A 17729-nucleotide genomic window follows, 5' to 3' on the forward strand; every position below is an offset into this window, starting at 1 on the left:
GGACGAACCACGCCCATCTCTCCCGCTGCCGACCGGAGTTCATGCCCACCCACCCGAACTAAACGATCACGTTCGGAAAGCGGATGGCGTCTCAGACCTCAGACCTCAGACCGACGATCCGGGCGAGCCGGCAATCCGAGCGGCGATGTCTCACGCGGCCCCGCCATCGCGGCCGGCGAGTACTGCGCGCCGTGCGCCTCGCACCGCCGGCACGCCACGACACATCCGCCGGCCTCGCGACGGCCGAGGCCGAGCGGGGGACTGGAGACGACCCTGCGCTCGGCTCTCGCCACCGCGGCGGACGGACCCGCCCCGGCAGCCGTACGGGAGGGTTCAGACCTTCCGGTATGTGTACGCCTCCGCGGCCGCCGCCTCGACCGCTGCGAGGTCCGCCCCGGTGGCCGCGGTGACGACCGCGGCCACCGCTCCCTCGACGAACGGCGCGTCCACCAGCCGTGTGCCGTGCGGGAGTTCGTCGCCCTCCGCGAGCAGCGCCTTCACGGTGAGCACGGCGCTGCCGAGGTCCGTGAGGACGGCGACTCCGGCACCCCGGTCCACCGAGGCGGCCGCGGCGGCGATCAGCTCCGCGCTGGTCCCGAGCCCGCCGCCCTCGGTGCCGCCCGCCGGAGCGACGGGCACCCGGGTGCCGCCGCCCGCGAGGCCCTTCGCCAATTCGGCCACCGATCCGGCGACCTCCGCGCTGTGCGACACCAGCACGATCCCGACCAGCTTCCCGTCACTCACCGGCCGCCTCCACGAGCCCGGCGATCAGGAGCGACGACGAGGTGGCCCCCGGATCCTGGTGCCCGATGCTCCGCTCCCCGAGATAGCTCGCCCTGCCCTTGCGGGCCTGCAACGGCGTCGTCGCCAGGGCGCCTTCCTCGGCGGCGGCCCGGGCCGCGGCGAAGCCGTCGCCGAGCGCGTCGACGGCCGGCACCAGCGCGTCGATCATGGTCTTGTCGCCGGGCGCGGCACCCCCGAGTGTCATCACCGCGTCCACCCCGGCACGCAACGCCCCGGCGAACTGCTCCTCGCTCACCTCGCCGGCGTCCCCCAGTGCCTTGCCGGTGCGGCGCAGCAAGGTCCCGTACAGCGGCCCGGACGCGCCGCCCACGGTCGAGATGAGCTGACGTCCGGCGAGCGTGAGGACGGCACCGGGCGTGTCGGGTGCCTCCTTCTCCAGGGTCGCGGTCACCGCGGTGAACCCGCGCCGCAGATTGCTGCCGTGGTCGGCGTCCCCGATGGGCGAGTCAAGGGCGGTGAGCCGCTCCGCCTCACGGTCGACGGACGCGGCGGTCGCCGTCATCCAACGGCGGAAGAAGTCGGCGTCGAGCACTGGATCTCCTTGCGTGGTCGGTACGTTGAGAAGGTCGGCTCCCGCCGGTTTCACATGCCCCAACGCAGTCCCGGCGTCTTCACCGGCGCGTCCCAGAGCCTGAGCAGCTCCTCGTCGATCTGGCACAGGGTGACGGAGGCCCCGGCCATGTCGAGCGAGGTGACGTAGTTGCCGACAAGGGTGCGGGCGACGGGGACACCGCGCTCGGCGAGAACCCGCTGCACCTCGGCGTTGAAGCCGTACAGCTCCAGCAACGGGGTCGCGCCCATGCCGTTGACCAGGACCAGGACGGGGTTGCGCGGGCTGATGTCGTCCAGGATCGCACCGACCGAGAAGTCGGCGATCTCCCGCGAGGTCATCATGGCCCGCCGTTCCCGGCCCGGCTCGCCGTGGATGCCGACGCCCAGCTCCAGCTCGCCGGCCGGCAGGTCGAAAGTGGGGCTGCCCTTGGCGGGCGTGGTGCAGGCGCTGAGCGCGACCCCGAAGCTGCGGGAGTTCTCGTTGACCTGCCGGGCCACCGCTTCCACCCGCTCCAGCGGCTGCCCCTCCTCCGCGGCGGCGCCCGCGATCTTCTCCACGAACAGCGTCGCGCCCGTGCCGCGCCGCCCGGCGGTGTAGAGGCTGTCGGTCACCGCCACGTCGTCGTTGACCAGCACCTTGGCGATCTGGATGCCCTCGTCCTCGGCGAGTTCGGCCGCCATGTCGAAGTTGAGGACGTCGCCGGTGTAGTTCTTCACGATGAAGAGAACCCCGGCCCCGCTGTCCACGGCTGCCGCGGCCCGTACCATCTGGTCCGGCACCGGCGAGGTGAACACCTCACCCGGGCAGGCCGCCGAGAGCATTCCCGGTCCCACGAATCCGCCGTGCAACGGCTCGTGTCCCGACCCCCCGCCGGACACCAGCCCGACCTTCCCGGCCACCGGCGCGTCCCGTCGTACGATCACCCGGTTGTCGACATCGACGGTCAGCTCGGGATGCGCGGCCGCCATCCCCCGCAGCGCGTCGGCGACCACGGTCTCCGGGACGTTGATGAGCATCCTCATGGGTACCTCCGAGTCAATACAAACGGACAAGTCAATGACCTGTGTGACTACCTGCACTCGGAAGTATCGATCCTGAGCGACCGCGGGTCACGTGTGCGGAGACCGACGGGCGTGTGCGGGGTGCGCCGCTGCTCAGCCTTCGGGCACGGTGATGCCCTGGGGGCCTCGGTGGGCGGGCCCGCCGTCCACCGACTGGGGCGGTGCTGCGCGACCTGCGCCTCCCGTCCTGCTTCCGGGGTCCGTCACTCATTCATGGCCCGGATCAGGCCCGATCCGATCCAGGCCGGCGGGCCGGTCATCTCGCCGTGGGCGCGGGGACATGCCGTGGTGGTCGACGCGCTCTTCGACGTACGGCGGCCAGGAGCCGTGCCGTTGCGGGCGCGTCGGGGAGGCGGGCGGTGGTGGAGAGCGGCAGGTCACCGCGGTACGAAGCGGGGGTGAACTCCACCATGAGGCGCCGGTTGTTCGCCGTCACCTCGGCCGACGCGGTGAGTTGGGCCTCGTCGAGGCTGCCCGGCAGGCCGGGCACGGGGCGGACCGGTTCCGCGAACCGGGGCGTCGGTCGGCTTCTCCTCGGCGCCGGTGCCGGACGCCGCCACATGACACCTCCGGGGCGGGTTCCCGGCCCGCCGTGGGACGAGGCGTCCCGTGACCGTCCGCGATCCGTGGGTACTCGTACATCCCCGTCACCCCCAACGAGTGACCCGTGGCACGACGACCAGGACGGTCACGACGACCGGATCGGCCGCTACCGGAGGTTCGCACCGATGCGCCCAGCCTTCCCGCCCCACGCGCTGCGCGACTACGCGCTGCTGGCCGACGGGGAGCGCGGCGCGCTCATCGGACCGGACGGGGCGATCAGCTGGATGTGCGCGCCCACCTGGCACGACGAGGCGGTCTTCGCCGCCCTCGTCGGCGGTGCGGGCGTCTACGCCGTCACGCCGGCCGAGCGGTACGTCTTCGGCGGCTACTACGAAGAGGGCACGCTGATCTGGCGCAGCCGCTGGGTCACCGACGACGGCATCGTGGAGTGCCGGGAAGCGCTCGCGCACCCCGGTGACCCGGACCGCCTCGTCCTGCTGCGGCAGCTGCGGGCGGTCGACGGCCCGGCCCGCCTCACCCTCGTCCTCGACCCGCACAGCGGCTACGGCGGGAAGCCGGTCGACTCCGCCCGGCGCGGCGACGACGGCGTGTGGGAGCTGCGCACCGGCAACCACCGACTCCGTTGGCAGGGCGCCGGTCACGCCGTCCCCGGCGAGCAGGGACTGACGGCCCGGATCGCGCTGAAGCCGGGGGAGCGGCACGACCTGGTCCTGGAGTGCGCCGCCGCCGAACTGCCCCGTGACCTGCCCCGGGCCGACGAGGCCTGGGCGGCGACCGAGGCGTCCTGGCGGCGGACCGTGCCCGCGCTCACGGACACGGTTGCCGTCTCAGACGCCCGCCGCGCCTACGCCGTACTGCGCGGCCTGACCACGCGCGGCGGCGGCATGGTCGCGGCCGCCACCACCAGCCTGCCCGAGCGGGCCGAGGAAGGCCGCAACTACGACTACCGGTACGTGTGGATCCGCGACGAGAGCTTCGCCGGGCAGGCCGCCGCCGCCGCCGGCGCACACGATCTGCTCGACGACGCCGTCCGGTTCGTCACCGCCCGGCTGCTCGCCGACGGACCACGGCTGGCCCCCGCCTACACGGTGCACGGCAACCCCGTCCCCGGTCAGCGGGACCTGGAGCTGCCCGGCTACCCGGGAGGCTTCGACCGTGTCGGCAACCGGGTGCGCGAGCAGTTCCAGTTGGACTGCTTCGGCGAGGCCCTGCTGTTGTTGGCCGCCGCGGCACGTCACGACCGGCTCGACGCCGACCACTGGAAGGCGGTCGCCGTCGCGGTGCAGGCGATCGGCGAGCGCTGGCGGGAACCGGACGCCGGTATCTGGGAGTTGGACGGCCGGTTGTGGACGCACAGCCGGCTCATCTGCGTGGCCGGGCTGCGGGCCGTGGCCGACGCCGCTCCCCGCCATCCCCTCGCAGGGACGTGCACCCGGCTTGCCGAGACGATCCTCACCGCGACCGCGCGGACCTGCGTGCACCCCGACGGGCACTGGCAGCGCGCCCCCGACGACAAGGCCGTGGACGCCGCCCTGCTGCTGCCCGCCGTACGCGGCGCACTGCCCGCCGCCGACGTACGCACCCGCGCCACCCTCGACGCCTGCCGCCGCGAACTGACGCAGGAGTACTTCATGTACCGCTTCCGCCACGACGACCGCCCGCTGGAGGAGACCGAGGGAGCGTTCCTGCTGTGCGGTTTCGTGATGGCGCTGGCCGAACACGGGCAGGGCCGGGCCGTCGAGGCGTACCGCTGGTTCGAACGCAACCGGGGTGCCTGCGGCGGGTCGGGCCTGTACGCCGAGGAGTTCGACGTGGCCCAGCGCCAGCTGCGCGGCAACCTCCCGCAGGCCTTCGTGCACGCCCTGCTGCTCGAGTCGGCCGCACGTCTGGGTGACTGAGCCCCGAGCCCCCGGGTACCCGCCCGGTCATGGCGGTGGACAGGAGGACGGACCGGCCGCGTCAGGCGCCGCCGCGGCCAGGTCCGGGCACGACGGTGGGGCGGGCGCTGCGGCGCTGGACGACGACCACCGACCACAAGGTCATCGGCAACCTCTATCTGACGACCGCCTTCTCCTTCTTCCTGTTCGGCGGTGTCCTCGCCCTGCTGATGCGGGCCGAACTCGCTCGCCCCGGGCTGCAGTTGTTCAGTGCCGAGCAGTACAACCAGCTCTTCACCATCCACGGCACGGTGATGATGCTGCTGTTCGCCACCCCGCTGTTCGCGGGGTTCGCCAACGCGGTCATGCCGTTGCAGATCGGCGCCCCGGACGTCGCGTTCCCGAGACTCAACGCGCTGTCGTACTGGCTTTATCTGTTCGGCGCCCTGATGGTGGTGTCCGGTTTCCTGGTGCCCGGGGGAGCGGCCGGCTTCGGCTGGTTCGCCTACGCCCCGCTCAACAGCGCGGTCCGCAGCCCCGGCGCGGGCGGTGACCTGTGGGTGATGGGCCTGGTGGTGACCGGCGTCAGCACCACCCTCGGCGCGGTCAACTTCATCACCACGATCCTGTGTCTGCGCGCCCCCGGCATGACCATGTTCCGGATGCCGATCTTCACCTGGAACGTGCTGTTCACGTCGATCCTCGTGCTGCCCGCGTTCCCCGTGCTGACCGCCGCCCTGCTCGCCCTTGAGGCGGACCGCAAGTTCGGCGCGCACATCTACGACGCGGCCAGTGGCGGCCCGCTGCTGTGGCAGCACCTGTTCTGGTTCTTCGGCCATCCCGAGGTATACATCGTCGCCTTGCCGTTCTTCGGGATCATCTCCGAGATCATCCCGGTGTTCAGCCGCAAACCGATCTTCGGGTACGTCAGTCTCGTCGGCGCCACCATCGCGATCACGATGCTGTCCGCGGTGGTGTGGGCCCACCACATGTTCGCCACCGGTGCCGTCCTGCTGCCGTTCTTCTCCCTGATGTCCTTCCTGATCGCCGTGCCGACCGGGGTGAAGTTCTTCAACTGGATCGGCACCATGATGAAGGGCTCCCTGTCCTTCGAGACGCCGATGCTGTGGTCCTGCGGCTTCCTGGCGACCTTCCTGCTCGGCGGCATGAGCGGCGTCCTGCTCGCCTCACCGCCGCTGGACTTCCACCTCACCGACTCCTACTTCGTCGTCGCCCACCTGCACTACGTCCTCTTCGGCACCGTCGTCTTCGCGATGTTCGCCGGCTTCTACTTCTGGTGGCCCAAACTCACCGGCAGGATGCTCGACGAACGCCTGGGGAAGATCCACTTCTGGACGCTCTTCGCCGGCTTCCACACCACGTTCCTCGTCCAGCACTGGCTGGGCGAGTCGGGCATGCCCCGCCGCTACGCCGACTACCTGGCCGCCGACGGCTTCACCCTGCTCAACACCATCAGCAGCATCGGCGCGTTCCTGCTCGGCCTGTCCACACTGCCGTTCCTCTACAACGTCTGGCACACCACCCACCACGGCCGCCGTGCCGGGTCCGACGACCCCTGGGGGTACGGCCGTTCCCTGGAGTGGGCCACCGCCTCCCCGCCCCCACGGCACAACTTCACCGCGCTGCCCCGGATCCGCTCCGAGTCACCGGCGTTCGACCTGCACCACCCGGACGTACCGAAGGAGCCGTGATGCGCACCGAGGCCCGCCTGTTCACCGGTGTGGCGGTCTTCTTCGCCGTCACCGCGGCCGGCTACGGCTGGCGCTCCCACGAGCCCGCCGGAACGGCCGCGCTGGCCCTCGCCTTCGTCATGGCCGCCCTCGTCGCCTTCTTCCTGCGGGTGCAGCACCGCCGCCACGGCGAACGGGCCCAGGACCGCCACAACGCCGAGGTCGTGGACACCGCGGGCCCGGTGGACTTCTTCCCGCCGCACAGTCCCTGGCCCGTCACCGTCGCGTGCGGCGCGATCCTCCTCGCCCTCGGCGTGGTCTACGGCCTGTGGCTGGCCCTCATCGGTCTGGGCGTCCTCGGGCACGGTGTCTTCGGCATGGTCTTCCAGTACGCCGGACGCGGCACGGAGCTACCGCGTCAGGACTCCGACTCGCCCTCCCGCGGGGGCGGTTCGCCCACCTCATAGCCGTACGACCTCAGCACGTACCGCCGCTCCTCGTCGATCGGCTCATGGCTCTCGACGTACCCGCCGGCGATTGTCTGCCGGATCTCGCCCGTCTCCTCGCCCTCGGTCAGCCGCTCGTGGTCCGCTTCCTGCAGGGCGAGACACACGCCCCGCGTCACCAGCAGGGCCACCGGCGGGACGACGATCACGGCGATCCGGAACACCCAGGTCAGCGTGTTGAGGGAGACTTTGAAGGAGTGGGCGAGGATGTCGTTGCCGCCCGCCGCGAGCAACAGGCCGTAGAAGCAGACAGCGGCGACACCGAGGCCGGTGCGGACGGGCCGGTCGCGCGGCCGGTCGCAGAGGTGGTGCTCGTCGTCGTCGCCGGTGACCTTCCGCTCCAGGAACGGATACGCGTACAGCACGGCGAAGAGCGCGAGGGGAAGCACCACGGCGGGCAACAGCACGTTCCACATCACCGTGTGCCCGGCCACGGCCGTCTCCCACGGCGGAACCAGCCGGAGCGAGCCCTCCAGGAAGCCGACGTACCAGTCCGGCTGGGAGCCCGTGGACACCACGTCCGCGCGGTAGGGTCCGTACGTCCAGACCGGGTTGATCTGGGCCACGCCCGCGAGCAGGGTCAGCACGCCGGACACCATGAAGAACAGGCCGGTCGAACTCGCGGCGAACTGCGGGAACATGGGCTTGCCCACCGCGTTTCGGTCGGTCCGGCCGCGGCCCGCCCAGTGCGTGTGCTTCAGATAGAAGACCAGGATCAGGTGGGCGGTCACCAGGGCGAGCAGAATGCCCGGGATCAGCAGGATGTGCACGGAGTACAACCGGGGGATCAGCTCGTGCCCGGGGAACTGGCCGCCGAACACGAACATGCTCAGGTACGTCCCCGCCACCGGGATCGACAGCATGACGCCCTGGGCGATCCGCAGGCCCGTGCCCGACAGCAGGTCGTCCGGCAGCGAGTAGCCGGCGAAGCCCTCGGCGAGCGCCAGCAGGAACAGCGTCACGCCGATCACCCAGTTGACCTCACGGGGGCGGCGGAACGCGCCCGTGAAGAACACCCGCAGCAGGTGCACACCGATCGCCGCGAGGAACACCAGCGCTGCCCAGTGGTGGAGCTGGCGGATCAGCAGGCCGCCGCGGACGTCGAAGCTGATGTGCAGGGTCGAACGGTAGGCCTCCGACATGCGCACGCCGTCCAGCTGGCGGTAGGAACCGGCGTAGACCACCTCGGTCATCGAGGGGTGGAAGAACAGCGTCAGCCACACACCGGTCAGCAGGAGGACGACGAAACTGTAGAGGGCGATCTCGCCCAGCAGGAACGACCAGTGGTCAGGAAAGGCCTTCCGCAGCAGCCCGCCGCCCTCACTGACCGGAAGCCTGCCGTCGACCCAGCCGCCGGTCCGTTCCGCCGCGTCACGGGCCCGGGCGCCGGCCCGGGCCCTTTTCCTTCTCAGCAGCACGGCACACGGGTGCCCGTGCCCCGCTTGCGGAAACCGTCAGGTCCGGTCACCCTTCGGCTTGCCCCGCTGGTCCGGGGTGCCGTGCGGTGGCGGGCTGAAGGGCTGCGGAGAGGTCGCCGGCGACACGGGGGAGCCGCCGGAGTGCTCGCCCTGCTCGGGGCGCAGCGCACCGGGGTCGCCCGGCGTCGGCTCGGCGCCCGCCTCCAGCTGCTCCAGCCGCGCCGTCAGCAGCTCGGTCACCGGGAGACGATCGGCGTGCGTCCGCTCGTACGCGAGCAGTTCCTCGACCTCCGCCGCGGTCAATGACCGTACGCGACTCTCCAGGCCGCCGATCGGCAGATGGTCGTAGTCGGGCAACGGCAGGGTGGTGCGGCCGGAGTCGGCCATGGATCTCACTTCCCTCAGTGCGACAGCCTTGGTCGGACTGTTGTGTGCGTGGGTGCTCGCGCGGCTGCCTTGGTCGAACTGTCGGTGTTCGATGCTTGGTCGGCTGCCCTGGTCGGCAGCGTCAGCGGCCGCCCGCTCCGCCGCTGCCGAAGGAACCGCTGCTGCCCTCGTCCCAGCGCGGCCGTTCCTTCGGCGCGCCGGTCCGGGTGCCGGCGTTGCCGTGCGCGGGCATCTCGTGCGGGGTCAGCCGGCGCTCGCTCTGCGGGACCTCGTGCGGCTCGCGGCTCTCCCGCACCTCCCGGACCGGACCGCCCTCGGGCGGCCGCGGCTGCTGCTCGGGTGTCGGCGCCGGCGACTCACGCCTCATGACCCGCACTCCCAGCCAGAAGGCACCGACCAGTACCGCCGCGATCACCACACCCGCCACGATCAGGCCGGCGGCCCCGGCGCCTGTGCCTGCTGCGATGTTCATCCATGCGGTATTCATGGCACGCGAGTACCCCGAGCGCCGAGGGCGAACCGACCCCGGCCCCAACCGTCACTCGACGGCAGGCCGCGTACCGGCGGAAACCCTGGGAACGCCGGGTTTGGCGGGATGTGCGACGGCTACCCGCCCGGTGTGACAACGACGACATCGCAGCAGGAACTCTTCCGGTTCCTCGAGGACAGGTTCGCCTGCGCCCAGGCCTGCACCGAGTGTGCGCGGGCATGCGCGTTGCGCGCCAGTCTGGTGGATCCGGACGGGACCGAGGAACAGGAACTTGTCCGACGCAAGGGCATCATGTGCGCCGAGGTCTGCGACGCGACCTGCCGGGTGCTGTCCGAGCAGAACCGTCTCGACGAGGACGGCATCCGGGTGCAGCTGGAGTGGTGCCGGTCGGTGTGCCTGGAGAGCGCGCACGTCTTCGACCGGTACCCGGGCGCGGAGGACAGCGCGAAGGCGTGCCGCGAGTGCGCCCAGGCGTGCTCGGACTTCATGGCCACGCTCGCGTGACGGCGCACCGCACGGCTGGAACGTGACCGCGTCGGCGGGTCCGGCGCGCGACGGAAGGAGCATGCCCATTCCCAATTTCTGAAACACGTTCTACGGTGTGCGCCGTCAGGACCGGCCTGGGAGCCTGGAGGCGCCGTGCACCTCGATCACACGCCCGAGCAGCAGCGGCTGCGCACCGAACTGCGCAGCTACTTCGCCGACCTGGTGCCCGACAAGGCCCGCCCCGACAGCCCTGAAGGCACGGGAGGCGCCCCCGTCACCGACCGGGCCGCCCAGAAGCGCTTCTACCGGGACACTATCCGCCGGCTCGGCCGGGACGGCTGGCTCGGTGTGGGCTGGCCGAAGGAGTACGGCGGCCGGGGCCTGACGGCGATGGAGCAGTTCATCTTCTTCGACGAGGCCGCCCAGGCCGGCGTCCCGCTGCCGCTGATGGCCCTGAACACGGTCGGCCCGACGATCATGCGGTACGGCACGGACGAGCAGAAGGCTTACTTCCTGCCGCGGATCCTCTCCGGCGAGATCGACTTCGCGATCGGCTACAGCGAGCCCGACGCCGGCACCGACCTGGCGTCCCTGAAGACCCGTGCCGTACGCGACGGCGACACGTACGTCGTCAACGGCCAGAAGATCTGGACCACCAACGGCGACACCGCCGACTGGGTCTGGCTCGCGGTCCGCACCGACCCGGACGCCCCGCCGCACAAGGGCATCACCATGCTCCTGATGCCGACCACCGACCCCGGCTACTCCTGCACCGTCATCAACACCCTCGCCTCGCACGACACCACGGCCAGCTATTACGAGAACGTCCGCGTCCCCGTGTCCCACCGGGTCGGCGAGGAGAACAAGGGCTGGCGGCTGATCACCAACCAGCTCAACCACGAGCGGGTCACCCTCGCGGCACACGGCACCATGGCGATCCGCGCCCTGCACGACGTGCAGCGCTGGGCCATGGAGACCAAGCTCGCCGACGGCCGCCGCGTCGTCGACCTCCCCTGGGTGCGCCGTCTGCTGGCCCGCACCCACGCCCGGCTGGACGCCCTCAAGCTCCTCAACTGGCAGATGGTGAACGCCGTCCAGGACGGCACCCTCACCCCCCAGGACGCCTCCGCGGTCAAGGTCTACGGCTCCGAGGCCCGCCGGGACGCCTACGCGTGGCTGATGGAGATCGTCGGCGCCGCCGGCGCGCTGAAGGAGGGCTCGGCGGGCGCCGTACTCCACGGCGAACTGGAACGCGGCTACCGCTCCGCGGTGATCTTCACCTTCGGCGGCGGGAACAACGAGATCCAGCGGGAGATCATCTCGTGGATCGGGCTGGGGATGCCGAGGGTGCGGCGGTGAAGGGGTGTGACGAGGATCCGCTGGGACAAGCTCTCCGAGGGCCGGCAGGCGGCCAACGTTTCCCATGCCAAGATCCGCGTCTTGGGTGAGGGGTGGCGCATGACCCAGTTCGACTTCAACGATCCAGACCTGGTCGAGCAGAAGCACTGGGCGCTCCGCGCCCTGGACCGTGGCCTGCGCGGCCAGGATGCGCGGCTACCGGACAGTGCGGACCCCGCGCTGGTGCCGAGCTACGCGGTGTGGTCACTCGTGCACGGCTATAAAAGCCTCGCGCTGGAGGGCGCGATCGACGAAGACACCTCAGATCCGTTGACGAGCGACGTGCTCCCCGCGATGCTGCGGCTCCTCGATGTGTCCCCGACCGACCGAGACCCGTAGACCGTCGCGGCCAAGCCTTGCCCCGGTTACCGGGCACCACCGCGTCCTTGTGGAGATACGTGCTCACCGTCAACGCCTGTGCCGCGACCTCTGCGGCCGAACCCGTCGCCCCGACCACCATCGAGCGCCGCGACATCGGCCCGCACGACGTCCTCATCGAGATCAAGTGCACCGGCATCTGCCACTGAGGCATCTGTCACTCCGACATCCGCCCCCAGCTCTCGGCTCCGCTCGAGCCGGGGGCCCCATCGTCCGCGGTGAGTGGGGCCCGCAGACCTACCCGGTCGTCCCCGGCCACGAGTTCGCCGACATCGTCACCGAGGTCGGCTCCGAGGTCACCAAGCACGCCGTCCCCGACCGGGTCGGTGTCGGTTGCATAGTCAACTCCTTCCGTGAGTGCGCGAATTGCCTCAAGGGCGAGGAGCACCCTGCGGCGCACGCCAAAAGACAGCTACCGCTGGTACCAACAGTTCATCGCGGCCAAAGCCTGACCGCCGGACCGAGCACTTCCCGTCGGGGCCCCACGCCGGCGCACGCGCTGAGCATGGTCCTCAAGCGGCTCGGGCAACACTGACCGGGCCCGTGGGCGCGTGGAATCACGGGCCCGTGGCGGTCGGGCTCTCACCCTCCCGGGCGCCAAGTGCCTTATTTGTATGCGCCGTTGACAAAAGAGTGCCGATCTCCATACGTTCGGATGGCAGTACGTCACTCGCCTCACCGACCTTCTGAGCAGCGGCAACACCCACTCGGGGAAACACCTGTTGGGCTCCCTTCCTCCGACCTGCGATCGCCGAGCCTGTGCGCACGGCGCCGATGGGAGTGTGCGATACCTTGACCAGCGAAATCCGCCGGGCCCTTGTCGTCCGTGGTGGTTGGGAGGGGCATCAGCCCGTGACGATCAGCGACAGCTTCGTCCCGTTCCTCAAGGAGCAGGGCTTCACCGTCGAGACCTCCGAAGAGCTCGCGGTGTACGACGACGCGGAGCGGCTCGCTGCCACCGATCTGGTCGTTCAGTGCTGGACGATGGGGACGATCACCCCGCGGCAGCGCGACAACCTGGCCGCCGCGGTCCGCGGCGGCACGGGACTCGCCGGCTGGCACGGCGGCATCGTGGACTGCTTCCACGACCACGGCTATCACCTGCTGACCGGCGGGAAGTTCGTGATGCACCCGCCCGGCTTCCTCGACCACACCTACCAGTTGTCGCCCGAGCACGCGGACCACCCGATCATCGCGGGCCTGGACGACTTCGCGATCCACAGCGAGCAGTACTGGGTCCTGACCGATGCGCACATCGACGTCCTGGCCACGACCACGTTCCCCGCCGACGACCTGCACGACCGTCCCGCCGTCATGCCCGCGGTGTGGACCCGGACCCATGGCGCGGGACGCGTCTTCGTCTCGACCATCGGGCACAAGCCGGACGACTTCGACGTGCCGCAGGTGCGGACGCTGACCGAGAGGGGTCTGCTGTGGGCGAGCCGGTGAAGCCTTTGAACATCGGGATCGTGGGCGCGGGCAAGATAAGTGGCGCCTATGTGTCGACCCTGCAGAAGCTGACGTCGGTGCGGCTGACCGCGGTCACCGACCTCGACCGGGCCCGTGCGCAGGCCGTCGCCGACCAGGTCGGACCGCAGGTCACGGTGGCGGACTCGGTCGCGGACCTCATCGCCCGTGACGACGTGGACGCGGTTCTGAATCTGACCATCCCGGCCGTGCACGCCGAGGTGGCCCTGGCCGGACTCGCCGCCGGTAAGCACGTCTACGGCGAGAAGCCTCTCGCCACGAACCGCAAGGAGGCCGATGCCGTCCTGACCGCCGCCCGTGATGCGGGACTTCGGGTGGGCTGTGCCCCCGACACCGTACTGGGCACCGGCACCCAGACCGCGCGCAAGGCGGTCGACGACGGACTGATCGGTCGTCCGGTGGCGGCGACGGCCTTCATGACGACCGCGGGGCACGAGCGGTGGCACCCGGACCCGGAGTTCTACTACCAGCCCGGAGGAGGTCCGCTGCTCGACATGGGCCCCTACTACCTCTCCGCCCTGGTGCACCTGCTGGGCCCGGTGGTGAAGGTGACCGGAGCCTCCTCGCGTCCGCGTGCCGAGCGGGTCATCGGCAGTGGTCCGCGGGCCGGGCAGTCCTTCCCGGTCGAGATCGACACCCACATCACGGGTGTCCTGGAGCACGCGGGCGGCGCCCTGTCGACGCTGGTGATGAGCTTCGACATCAAGGCTGCGCGCCTGCCGCGCATCGAGGTGCACGGCTCCGAGGCCTCGCTCTCCGTACCCGACCCGAACAACTTCGACGGTCCCGTCGAGATCCACCGCGGCGACAGCTGGGACGTCCTGCCGGTGTCCGCCGGTCACGCGGGCACGGGCCGTGGCGCGGGGCTTGCCGACCTCGCCGAGGCGCTGGACGCCGGGCGCCCGCACCGCGCCTCGGCCGAACTGGGCGCGCACGTCCTGGACGTCATGCTCACCCTCATGGACGCCGCCGAACAGGGCCGCGCCCTGCCGGTGACCAGCACCTGCGAGCGGCCCGACCCGGTCATCTGCCTCTAGCCTCGGGGTGCTGACCGGAGAGGTTGGTGACACGGCCGGCTGGGGTCCGCGGAGGTGAGTGGCGGGGGTGGCTGGAGCGGTCGTGTATGCCCTCGGCGCCGTGGCGCCGGTAGCGGCCGGCCCACCGGCCGCGGTGCTGTGGCCGGCCTGGAAGCCATCCGCAGCCCGCCGCGGGGAGCGGCCGTCATCGACGACACACTGGGCCTGGAACACGATGACGTGGGTCCCCGGCCAGCCATCGAGTGGGCACTGCGGCGGGAAGCCGTGCGGGAGCAGGTCCCACTGGCGGCCGGTGCGGCCTTGGTGGAGCAGCGCGTTGACGATCTCCCGCATCGCGTACCGGCCCGGATGGCCGCTGGCCGAGGGCCCGCCCTGTGACGCTCGCCCGTTGTCCTTGCGCAGAGGTCGGTTGGTGACGAGCCGACGGAACGTCGCCGCTGCCGACTTTTGGGATTACGTTCGCAATATCATAAACTGGCAAAGTCGGTGACGGGCGACCGGTCCTTCCGGCCGGTGAAGGAGCGTGTGCGGTGGTGCGGTACGGAAAAGAGCACAAGTCGGAGACGAGGCGGCGGATCATCGAGAGGGCGGGCCGCCGGTTCAAGCAGGACGGTATCGACGGCTCCGGGGTCTCGACGCTCATGAAGGACGCGGGGCTGACCAACGGCGCCTTCTATGCTCACTTCGAGTCCAAGGACGACCTCGTCGCCACGGCGATCGCCGACCAGTTGAAGGCGCAGGCCGAGAGTGTCGTCGCGCGGGCCGCGCCCGGCCGTGCCGGACTCGAGCAGATCGTGCGGGGGTATCTGTCGCCCCAGCACCGCGACAGCCTTGGCGACGGCTGCCCCAACGCCGCGTTGCTCGACGAGATCGGGCGCTGCAACGACACAACCAGGCAGGCGTACACCGACGGCGTACTGGTCCTCATCGACGGCATCGCCGCCCGCATGGCGCCCGAGGCCCCGTCCTCCGCACGTGTGAAGGCGCTCAGCCTCCTCGGCCTGATGGCCGGGACACTGCAGCTTTCCCGGGCCTTGACCGACAGCCAACTCGCCAAAGAACTCCTCGATCAGGGGATCAACAACGTCCTCGCCCTGCTGGACGCCGGGTAGCGCCTCTGACGTACCACGTCGCCAGCCGAGGCTGTGGCTCTCGGGGGGCGGCCGAGTGGGCGCGCAGGTGTCGCACCGGTGGCCATGTCTCCTTCTCCCCGCCGGCTTGACCGTTTGAGACGGTTGGTTCGTTCGTGTCAGGAAGGCGCACCCATGGGACAGCCGACAGCGACGACCGGAGTGGCGCAGGTGGACGGCGTCCGCCTGCACTACGTCCGAGGCGGGTCCGGACCTCTGCTCGTGCTGCTCCACGGCTGGCCGCAGACCTCCGACTGCTGGCGGCCGGTACTGGCGGATCTCGCCGCCGATTACACGGTGGTGGCGCCGGACCTGCGCGGATACGGCCTGAGCGACAAGCCCGTCACTGGTTACGGCAAGCGGCGTATGGCCGCCGACATCGCCGGCCTCGTCGAAGCGCTCGGCTTCGAGCGGGCCATGGTCGTGGGCCACGACCGTGGCGCTCGCGTGGGACACCGCTGGGCGCTGGACCGCCCGGACCAGGTGGAGCGGCCGGCCGTGCTCGACATCGTTCCCACCCGGGAGATGTTCCGCCGCCTGGACGCCTCGCTCGCCTCCGGGTACTGGCACTGGCTTTTCCACATGCAGCCCGATCTGCCCGAACGCCTGGTGGGGCACGACATCCGCGGGTATCTCGAGTACTTCGGGGCTGCCTGCCCGGCCGGACGGGCAAGCGGCCCGCGGGGCTCGAGCAACGCTGTGACGTCTCCGCACGGCGAACGAGCCTGAAAGGCAGGACAGGTCGAAGGGTGGCCCCGCCGTAACCTGATGGGCCGGCCGCCAAGTCAGGGCTTCAGGTCGCGTCCCGTGATGCCGGCCTGAGCGTCTTCCGCGGCACGGCCGGCAGCCGAGCCGTCGGCCTTGCGCCGTCGGCCTTGCGCTGTCGGGCGTCAGCAAGGCGAAGGCCGCCGCCCGGGCACCGCACCGCCCCCGACCGGGCGCTCCGGGACCAGCCCGCCCACGAACGTGACGTGTACCTGAAGCCGCCCTGGGGGGAGAAGACCGCCGCCGGCGACGCGACGCCGATGGCCCCGCCGACCTCACGGCTCGCGTTGTCGGCGCCGGAAGCGATGCTCCGCTCATTCGGGCGGATCGTTCCCCTGACGAGGTTCGCGCTGGGTGCGGACGACCGCCCCATGCCGATTCCGTAGACGATCGGCGTCGGCAGCAGAGTCCGGTGCCTTCGGTGTCAGCCCTGCCTCAGTGGGCGGAGAGCACTTGCCACCGCTTCATTCAGGCATGTATATATTACAACCGTAAGGTAAATGTTCGTAATATAACTGCGCGGAGCCGCGGTCCTCGCGCCGTATCCGATGAGGTCAGATGAAGATGACCAAGAGCGTGAAGTGGATCGACGTGCCCACCCGCACGATCGACGTCGGCGGAGTGCCGTTCGCCTATCGGGAGCTCGGCCCGACCGAGGGTATTCCGGTGGTGTTCCTGCACCATCTGATGGCTGTCCTTGACGACTGGGATCCGAGGATCATCGACGGCATCGCGGCCCGCCGCCGGGTGATCACGTTCGACAACCGCGGGGTCGGCGCGTCCGGAGGATCCGTGCCGCCCGACGTCGAGGACATGGGCCGCGACGCCGTCGCCTTCATCCGTGCGATGGGACTCGAGAAGGTTGACCTCCTCGGGTTCTCGCTCGGCGGCGGAGTCGCACAGATGGTGGCCCTGCAGGCACCCGAACTCGTGCGCCGGATGATCTTGGCCGGGACCGGTCCCCGCGGAGGCGGCGGTATCAAGGAGATCAACAAGGTCGCGGCCGGGGCGTACGTCAAGTCCGCGCTCACCCTGAAAGACGCCAGGACATTCCTGTTCTTCCCGCGCGACGCCGAGGGCAAGACGGCCGCGAAGGACTACCTCGCCCGGCTCAAGGAGCGCACCCAGAATCGCGACGACAAAATCTCCCTGCAGGCTCGACGCGCGCAGCTGAAGGCCATCCGCGCGGCCGGACTGCACGCACCCGACGACCTCTCGGTGATCACCCAGCCGGTCTTCGTCGCCAACGGTGATCACGACCTGATGGTCGCGAGCAGCAACTCGGCCGACATGGCCCGCCGGATCCCGAACGCCCGGCTGAAGATCTACCCGAACTCCGGGCACGGCGGCGTCTTCCAGCACCACCGGGAGTTCGTCCCCGAGGTTCTCGAGTTCCTCGAGTTCCTCGATGACTGAGAGGCCCGACCGGTCGATCGCCGGAAAGGTCGCCCTCGTCACCGGCGGCGGCCGGGGCCTGGGCGCGGCGACCGCGCGGTCGCTGACCGCCGCCGGTGCTCGGGTCTTCGTGATCGATCTGCACCGCCCGGCCGCGGGCGAGGCGATCGACGAGCGGGTCACCTACCTGGTCGGCGATGTGACCGACCTAGGCGGTTTCGTTTGGATCATCGGGCGGACCAGAGGAAGATGCCTGCGATGTGGAGTCCGGCCAGGTAGATGGTGGCGGTCTTCTCGTAGC

At 70.5% G+C, this 17729-nt stretch carries 22 protein-coding genes; 15 read left to right on the forward strand and 7 right to left on the reverse strand.

The genetic code is table 11. The features are described from left to right. Positions 1-333: 333 nt before the first annotated feature. The 4 genes from ACIBK3_RS46445 to ACIBK3_RS46460 form a co-directional block, all read right to left on the reverse strand. A complete protein-coding gene (locus tag ACIBK3_RS46445) occupies positions 334-744 on the reverse strand; it encodes a PTS-dependent dihydroxyacetone kinase phosphotransferase subunit DhaM (RefSeq protein ID WP_399374689.1) in 411 nt (136 codons plus the stop codon). Further along, positions 737-1336 (reverse strand): dihydroxyacetone kinase subunit DhaL, encoded by a 600-nt coding sequence (gene dhaL / locus ACIBK3_RS46450; protein WP_399374690.1) that lies wholly within the window; start codon positions 1334-1336, stop codon positions 737-739. The genes ACIBK3_RS46445 and dhaL overlap by 8 nt, the downstream gene beginning before the upstream one ends. Before the next feature lie 50 nt (positions 1337-1386). After that, on the reverse strand, positions 1387-2379 hold the full coding sequence (dhaK, locus tag ACIBK3_RS46455) for a dihydroxyacetone kinase subunit DhaK (protein ID WP_399374691.1): 993 nt from the start codon (positions 2377-2379) through the stop codon (positions 1387-1389). 295 nt (positions 2380-2674) lie between these two features. Then, positions 2675-2908, reverse strand: coding sequence for a hypothetical protein (locus ACIBK3_RS46460; protein WP_399374693.1), 234 nt, complete (start codon positions 2906-2908; stop codon positions 2675-2677). A 238-nt stretch (positions 2909-3146) separates the two neighbouring features. Here ACIBK3_RS46460 and ACIBK3_RS46465 point away from each other — a divergent pair, with 238 nt between their 5' ends. The 3 genes from ACIBK3_RS46465 to ACIBK3_RS46475 are packed head-to-tail and all read left to right on the forward strand — an operon-like array spanning position 3147 to position 7017. Next, entirely contained in the window at positions 3147-4880 is a 1734-nt protein-coding gene (locus ACIBK3_RS46465) for a glycoside hydrolase family 15 protein (RefSeq protein ID WP_399374694.1), read from the forward strand. Positions 4881-4909: 29 nt separating this feature from the next. Next, positions 4910-6571 (forward strand): cytochrome c oxidase subunit I, encoded by a 1662-nt coding sequence (gene ctaD, locus ACIBK3_RS46470; RefSeq protein WP_399374696.1) that lies wholly within the window; start codon positions 4910-4912, stop codon positions 6569-6571. Continuing rightward, the gene (locus tag ACIBK3_RS46475; RefSeq protein WP_399374697.1) at positions 6571-7017 is read left to right on the forward strand and encodes a cytochrome c oxidase subunit 4; all 447 of its coding nucleotides are present in this window, start codon (positions 6571-6573) and stop codon (positions 7015-7017) included. Before ctaD ends, ACIBK3_RS46475 begins: the two co-directional genes overlap by 1 nt. Here ACIBK3_RS46475 and ACIBK3_RS46480 read toward each other — a convergent pair. From ACIBK3_RS46480 to ACIBK3_RS46490, 3 genes are all read right to left on the reverse strand, one after another. After that, complete coding sequence (locus ACIBK3_RS46480; protein WP_399374698.1) at positions 6969-8474, reverse strand: cytochrome bc complex cytochrome b subunit; 1506 nt, start codon at positions 8472-8474, stop codon at positions 6969-6971. The two genes, ACIBK3_RS46475 and ACIBK3_RS46480, sit on opposite strands and share 49 nt — an antisense overlap. Before the next feature lie 36 nt (positions 8475-8510). Beyond that, positions 8511-8861 (reverse strand): hypothetical protein, encoded by a 351-nt coding sequence (locus tag ACIBK3_RS46485; protein ID WP_399374700.1) that lies wholly within the window; start codon positions 8859-8861, stop codon positions 8511-8513. A 121-nt stretch (positions 8862-8982) separates the two neighbouring features. Continuing rightward, a complete protein-coding gene (locus ACIBK3_RS46490; protein WP_399374702.1) occupies positions 8983-9348 on the reverse strand; it encodes a DUF6479 family protein in 366 nt (121 codons plus the stop codon). Between the two features lie 132 nt (positions 9349-9480). Here ACIBK3_RS46490 and ACIBK3_RS46495 point away from each other — a divergent pair, with 132 nt between their 5' ends. The 12 genes from ACIBK3_RS46495 to ACIBK3_RS46550 form a co-directional block, all read left to right on the forward strand. After that, the gene (locus ACIBK3_RS46495; RefSeq protein WP_399374704.1) at positions 9481-9855 is read left to right on the forward strand and encodes a ferredoxin; all 375 of its coding nucleotides are present in this window, start codon (positions 9481-9483) and stop codon (positions 9853-9855) included. Between the two features lie 135 nt (positions 9856-9990). Then, positions 9991-11196, forward strand: coding sequence for an acyl-CoA dehydrogenase family protein (locus tag ACIBK3_RS46500; protein WP_399374706.1), 1206 nt, complete (start codon positions 9991-9993; stop codon positions 11194-11196). 99 nt (positions 11197-11295) lie between these two features. Continuing rightward, complete coding sequence (locus ACIBK3_RS46505) at positions 11296-11574, forward strand: hypothetical protein (RefSeq protein WP_399374708.1); 279 nt, start codon at positions 11296-11298, stop codon at positions 11572-11574. Positions 11575-11633: 59 nt separating this feature from the next. Next, positions 11634-11762, forward strand: a complete 129-nt coding sequence (locus ACIBK3_RS46510; RefSeq protein ID WP_399374709.1) for a hypothetical protein — start codon at positions 11634-11636, stop codon at positions 11760-11762. After that, the gene (locus tag ACIBK3_RS46515) at positions 11741-12148 is read left to right on the forward strand and encodes an alcohol dehydrogenase catalytic domain-containing protein (protein WP_399374711.1); all 408 of its coding nucleotides are present in this window, start codon (positions 11741-11743) and stop codon (positions 12146-12148) included. The genes ACIBK3_RS46510 and ACIBK3_RS46515 overlap by 22 nt, the downstream gene beginning before the upstream one ends. Before the next feature lie 239 nt (positions 12149-12387). Further along, positions 12388-13062, forward strand: a complete 675-nt coding sequence (locus ACIBK3_RS46520; protein ID WP_399374713.1) for a ThuA domain-containing protein — start codon at positions 12388-12390, stop codon at positions 13060-13062. Beyond that, the gene (locus tag ACIBK3_RS46525; RefSeq protein ID WP_399374715.1) at positions 13047-14138 is read left to right on the forward strand and encodes a Gfo/Idh/MocA family protein; all 1092 of its coding nucleotides are present in this window, start codon (positions 13047-13049) and stop codon (positions 14136-14138) included. The genes ACIBK3_RS46520 and ACIBK3_RS46525 overlap by 16 nt, the downstream gene beginning before the upstream one ends. 530 nt (positions 14139-14668) lie before the next feature. After that, positions 14669-15250: a TetR/AcrR family transcriptional regulator gene (locus tag ACIBK3_RS46530; protein WP_399374717.1), complete on the forward strand. Its 582-nt coding sequence runs from the start codon at positions 14669-14671 to the stop codon at positions 15248-15250. Positions 15251-15403: 153 nt separating this feature from the next. Continuing rightward, a complete protein-coding gene (locus ACIBK3_RS46535) occupies positions 15404-15997 on the forward strand; it encodes an alpha/beta fold hydrolase (RefSeq protein WP_399374718.1) in 594 nt (197 codons plus the stop codon). A gap of 242 nt (positions 15998-16239) precedes the next feature. After that, positions 16240-16419: a hypothetical protein gene (locus ACIBK3_RS46540; protein WP_399374719.1), complete on the forward strand. Its 180-nt coding sequence runs from the start codon at positions 16240-16242 to the stop codon at positions 16417-16419. 172 nt (positions 16420-16591) lie between these two features. Then, positions 16592-17449, forward strand: a complete 858-nt coding sequence (locus tag ACIBK3_RS46545; RefSeq protein WP_399374720.1) for an alpha/beta fold hydrolase — start codon at positions 16592-16594, stop codon at positions 17447-17449. Further along, positions 17442-17729 (forward strand): SDR family NAD(P)-dependent oxidoreductase (locus ACIBK3_RS46550; protein WP_399374722.1); only part of this gene is annotated, 288 nt, incomplete at its 3' end. The genes ACIBK3_RS46545 and ACIBK3_RS46550, both read left to right, overlap by 8 nt.

Origin of the sequence: Streptomyces sp. NPDC050287 (assembly GCF_044459385.1) — a bacterium.
GTDB lineage: Bacteria > Actinomycetota > Actinomycetes > Streptomycetales > Streptomycetaceae > Streptomyces.